Origin of the sequence: Rhodococcus sp. (in: high G+C Gram-positive bacteria) (assembly GCF_049591685.1) — a bacterium.
Lineage (GTDB): Bacteria > Actinomycetota > Actinomycetes > Mycobacteriales > Mycobacteriaceae > Rhodococcoides.
The window spans coordinates 1-4,906 of the sequence record NZ_JBAWFH010000386.1; the positions used below are offsets into that span (position 1 = coordinate 1).

Below are 4,906 nucleotides of genomic sequence, written 5' to 3' on the forward strand. Positions count from 1 at the left end.
CCGCGAAGCCGAGGTTGCGGAACTGCTGGTCCTCGGCGTCACGTACCGCGAGGCGGGCGCGCGCCTCTACATCTCCGCGAAGACCGTTGAACACCACGTCGCTCGGATTCGACGACGCCTCGGCGCGGGGTCACGTTCGGAACTGCTGTCGATGCTTCGCGCGATGGGATACGGCGCGACTCCGACCGACATGTAACTCTGGCGGCGCCGAATGCGATATCGAGGTGAGTCGTTCTGCTTTTGTTATCGACCAACCACGAGGTGACGTAAGAACATGTCGAACCGGCATGCCGCGTACGGCGGCCGCGCGACGCTGCCCGACGTCGGGCTTTACGTCGACGACGAGCGCTCGATAGCGGCCGTGTCGAGGCCCTCGCGCGCGAATCCGTCACTGCACGTTGCATCGCTGCACAGCACCGTCCTCTACGTCCATCGCGACGGATCTGCCTCGCTCGGCGGTACCGACGACGTCGACACTGCCGCTTACACCGGGTTCGTCAGCGATACCGCCGATGCATCCAGCTCGGGTTTCGCGCCCGCCGAACTGGTGGCCATGACGTTCCGGTGTCTGTTGGCCGAGGTCGCGCGTTCGATCGACGCCGACGTCACCACGCTCGCGGCTGCAGCCACGTTCCCGTCCACGTGGACGGCCGAACACGTCGCTGCAGTGCGCACGGCCATGAACGCCTACGGCATCGGGCAAGTCGCACTGGTGTCCGAATCCGAAGCTCTGGCCGCGTGGGCGGAATCCACCCAGGCCACCTGGGCAGGCTCGGACTCCGGACTCGCCGCGGCGCGAGGTGCCGCGAGCATCGCTTCGCACTATCCCGTCGATGCCGTCACCGAGGAAATACCGATTCGGCGCGCAGCCACACCCGTGTGGATGCGCACCCCCGTGCTCGCCGCCGTCGCATTCGCGGCAGTGCTCGCGCTCGGTGGCGCCGTGTCCGCGCTGCTACTCCAGGATTCGACGATGCCGCCGCTGCCGCAGATCGAAGGAGATTCCGTCGCAGCCGTGGAGACGACGTCGCCGAGACCTGCCCCCTCGCTCCCCGTCCCGACGGTGGTGCCCATCGCCGAACCGGCGTTCGTCCCCGAGGTCACCGCGGTTACCCCTGTATTCACTGCACCTCCGACGCCGGAGCCCACCTCGGAACCAGCGCCCGAGCCCACCACACCCGAGCGCACCACATCCGAGCCCGCCGCACCGACGCCGCCGGAAACCCGCCCGGTCGCCGAAACGCCGACCACACCGCAGGAGCAGGACCCGCCGGGTGACGAGCCCGAACCTGATGACGGGCCCGTAGTTCCTGTAGACCCCGACGAACCGGATCCCCCGACCGATTCGGAGACGACGACTCCGTGACAGGCTTCCTCGCGATCTCTCTCGACGACGAGGTGGCGGTCGCGGTGCATCGGCGTCACCCGGGCGTCGATCCCGAGATCTTCGAGACTACCTCGACGGTGACGTTCGCGGTGACGGGACGGTGAGTCTCGGGGTCGAGCCGACGCCGGGTGTGCTCACCGTCGGTGCCTTCGTCTCCGAGGTCGGCGTCGGTCCCGAGGCAGAACCGGCCGGTTGGACGGGCACCGCGCCGAAGACCTGGTGGCACACGCCGTCAACTGTCTCGTGGCCATGGTTGCCGCTCGGCACGGCGGCGTCACTCCTGCCGTTGCGCTCCCGTGCCGCGAAGGCTGGGGTTCCGACGAGCACGCGCTGCTCGACGCAGCGTTCGATCGCACGGGCCTGCATGGGGTGCAGCTCGTTTCGCACGACGCGGCAAAGGGCGCCTACGAGACGGTCGCGGCCAACGGCGCACCTGTCAGCCTCGTCGTCGGCTTGGCTGTCGGAGCCTTGGTGGTGCTCGAAACCGGCACGTTCGTCGACGGTGATGCTGTCACTCCGCCCGCGATCACCGATGCGGCGACCCCGAGCGCGACGGTCACCACCACCCCCGGGCGGTGAGCATCCCCGCTGAGCAGGCATTTGGCCGGGCGTGCGCGTCGATGCCCTAGGGTGGGGCGCTGATGACGGCACCCGATGAAGGGATTTCATGCGTAACACGGGGGCACTGCGCGCAGCAGTGATCGGTTCGACGGCGTTTTTGGTTTTCGGTATCTTCTCGGCCCCCGCGTCGGCAGACCCACCCATCGTGAATCAGAGTGCAGCAGAACAACTTCCGCCCGGCCTCGTCGAGGCTGTGCAGCGGGACCTGAAAATCTCGCCGCAGGAGTATCTCGATCGAGCAGCGCGCGCACAGGAATTGTCGACGTACGCATCCGACTTCCGCGCATCTCGTCCCGCCGATTTCGCCGGCGCCTGGATCGGGCCAGACGGCGCAGCAGTGGTCGCGGTGACGTCCGAGGCAGCCGCGCAGGCCGTCGCCAAGGACGGATACGGCACCGCGCAAGCACCCGTCAGCGCGGACGGACTCGAGAAGTCGCTCGCCGACCTCAACGCGTGGGTCGCGTCGCTGCCCCGCGAAGTTGCAGCAGAGGTCAACACCACCTCCATCGACTTCCTCGACAATCAGATCGTCATCGATGTTGCCAACAGCCCCATCGGCAGCGCTCTGAATCTGCCAACGCTGCTTGCGAATTTGAAGGTGACGTTGTCACCGGGTGCGCCGAAGCCCGTCGCGCCTGCGCCGTTGAGCGGCGACACCTACGTCACGACGGCTGCACCCATCAAGGACACCGCGCCCACCGAGATCAGCATCTGCTCGTTCGGCTTCAACGCCGTCGACGGCTCCGGCAATCCGGTCAATCTCAGTGCGGGCCACTGCAATCCGAACGCCGAAACCGGAGTGGGCGGCGCTCCCGTCTATCTCCCGAACCCGGCAAACGTCCACGACAGCACGCAGATCGGCACGTTCGAGCGCTCCAGCCTCGGATCACCGAGCGGTCTCGACTGGTCGGTCATCTCCCTCGACGAACGCGGAGTGGCCGCAGGCCTCGACAAGCCGACGGTCCGCGGCGCACAGGGCACCACCATGACCATCACCGGTACCGCGTCCCCGGTTGTCGGCGCTCCGGTGTGCAAGTCCGGGCAGTCCTCGTCGTTCACCTGCGGTGTCGTGGCGGCCGACCGCGTCGAGACGCAGCTGTTCATGGACGACGGCACCAGCCGCACCGTCCGAGGCTTCGCGAGCACCGCGTGCACGCTCTCCGGCGACAGCGGCGGCGCCATCGTCACCGGCACGCTCGCACTCGGCATCACCAGTGGCTCCAACAGCGGTGGCGCTCCCGACTGCACCGAGGCCAACCTCGCACTCGCCCAATTCGGCGGAACGGCCAGCCTCGGCATTCCCATCGATCAGGTCGCTGCAGAAACCGGCGCCACCGTGCGTACGGCCGCCGTCGACTGATCTTCTTCGTCAAAAGGCCACGGCATCCCCACCGGATGCCGTGGCCTTTTTCCTGCATGCCCCGACGAGGGCGCCATACGAATCCCTCAGCGAATTCGGATGGTGCTCGATTTGAATCGCCCGAACGTACTCCAGACGGCGTTCCGCACGTACGACACCGCCGGGGCGTACGTGCTCAAGGCGCGTGCCCACACTTCGGACATCTTCCACGAGCGCGGCACCGCAGACACAGTGAGCACGTCGTAGCCCGACTTCGCCCACGCCGACTTGATCTCGTTGACGCCGACACCCTGATCCAGTTCGGAGACCCCGAGAGCATCGTGGTTGTCCACGAACCATTCGATCAATTGATGCCCGGGCTGCAACTTCGCGAACCGCGAGTCGTAGTGAGTCAGCCAGCCCTCCATACGATTTCGCGTACGTATGCCGATTTCGTGGGCCACCCACACATCGTCGACGACGAGCCCCGCAATACACAGAGCCCCAGCCGATGCCTCGTCACGCAGGAAGTCCAAGGCAAACTCTCCGTGGGGCGACACGAGGTAATTGACCTTGTCGGACTTCTCAACGGCTTTCGCCGCCAAAGCGGTGATGTCTTTCCAACGCTCGTCGAGATGCGCGCGATCGGAGATGACCTCGTACCGAAGCGTCGAATGCCTCCCGATCTCGTTGCGATACTGGCGCAATCGTTTCAACGACTTCTTGCCTCTGATGTCCGACGCACCTCGACCAGCCTGCACGCGAACGACCGGAACCCGCTCACGAACTTCCGCCTTCACAGTCCATGCGCGGTGCCCGATCAAGCTTTTTACCGTGCGCTCACCGCCGATCAGCGAATCCGCCGACAGCATGTAGCCCCGCGACGCGATGGCAGCGAGCAGTCGATCGGAAGAGTCGTCGTCCTCACTCAACAACTCGAGCGGGACACCCAGATTGGTGCCCACGATCTTGGCGACCACAACTGGTCCACGCCGCACCTTGAACAGCGGCGCCAAGGCCACCAGCCGGTCATCCCGATGAACCGTCACGTACTCGACATTCAGCGCCTGAGCGCGCACCACGTTCCGGACAAAACTCGGCTTCGACGAGAACACCGTGCCCACGCGCTCGGCCAACCGCTCCCACTCGGCGTGGATCGCATCGGAGTCAGCGTAGGTCCGAACAGCAACCGTTGCCACGCAGGTTTTCACCCCTCTAAAGTACCAAGAGTTCGTAAAGAAAGCTGGAACAGTCATTCAGTCGAGGGACATCGGTATGTTTCTGCGCGGGTGGCCAGCGGCTCGGTTCGAACACAACAAAGCCCGCCACCTGCAAGGTGACGGGCTTTGTTCGAGCTGGGTCTTAGTTGGCGAACTTGGTCGTTCCCGGAGGAGCGGCGAGGGTATTGATCAAGTCGATGCCTGCAATAACGAGCGTCGGCCCACCGGCGGCGATGGTGCCGATTACTGACCCAATAGCTGCGCCACCGGGAACCGTTGCGAACACCAACGGACCGACTGTGACACCCAAGAGGCCCAGGCCTGCACCAACGATGGTTC

6 protein-coding genes and 1 pseudogene are annotated in these 4,906 nt (G+C 65.6%); 5 read left to right on the forward strand and 2 right to left on the reverse strand.

What is annotated here, in order from left to right:
* From WBQ44_RS16085 to WBQ44_RS16105, 5 genes are all read left to right on the forward strand, one after another.
* Positions 1-196 (forward strand): response regulator transcription factor (locus WBQ44_RS16085; RefSeq protein WP_495567672.1); only part of this gene is annotated, 196 nt, incomplete at its 5' end.
* Between the two features lie 78 nt (positions 197-274).
* Entirely contained in the window at positions 275-1,366 is a 1,092-nt protein-coding gene (locus WBQ44_RS16090; protein ID WP_495567673.1) for a hypothetical protein, read from the forward strand.
* Entirely contained in the window at positions 1,363-1,491 is a 129-nt protein-coding gene (locus tag WBQ44_RS16095; protein WP_495567674.1) for a hypothetical protein, read from the forward strand. Before WBQ44_RS16090 ends, WBQ44_RS16095 begins: the two co-directional genes overlap by 4 nt.
* Positions 1,492-1,579: 88 nt before the next feature.
* A complete protein-coding gene (locus WBQ44_RS16100; protein ID WP_495567675.1) occupies positions 1,580-1,966 on the forward strand; it encodes a hypothetical protein in 387 nt (128 codons plus the stop codon).
* Positions 1,967-2,054: 88 nt separating this feature from the next.
* Entirely contained in the window at positions 2,055-3,368 is a 1,314-nt protein-coding gene (locus WBQ44_RS16105) for a S1 family peptidase (protein WP_495567676.1), read from the forward strand.
* A gap of 86 nt (positions 3,369-3,454) precedes the next feature.
* On the opposite strand, the gene WBQ44_RS16110 is transcribed toward WBQ44_RS16105, so the two are convergent.
* Together WBQ44_RS16110 and WBQ44_RS16115 are read right to left on the reverse strand one after the other, a co-directional pair.
* A complete protein-coding gene (locus WBQ44_RS16110) occupies positions 3,455-4,558 on the reverse strand; it encodes a GNAT family N-acetyltransferase (RefSeq protein ID WP_495567677.1) in 1,104 nt (367 codons plus the stop codon).
* 151 nt (positions 4,559-4,709) lie between these two features.
* A pseudogene (locus WBQ44_RS16115) lies at positions 4,710-4,906 on the reverse strand (ammonium transporter); the annotation flags it as partial.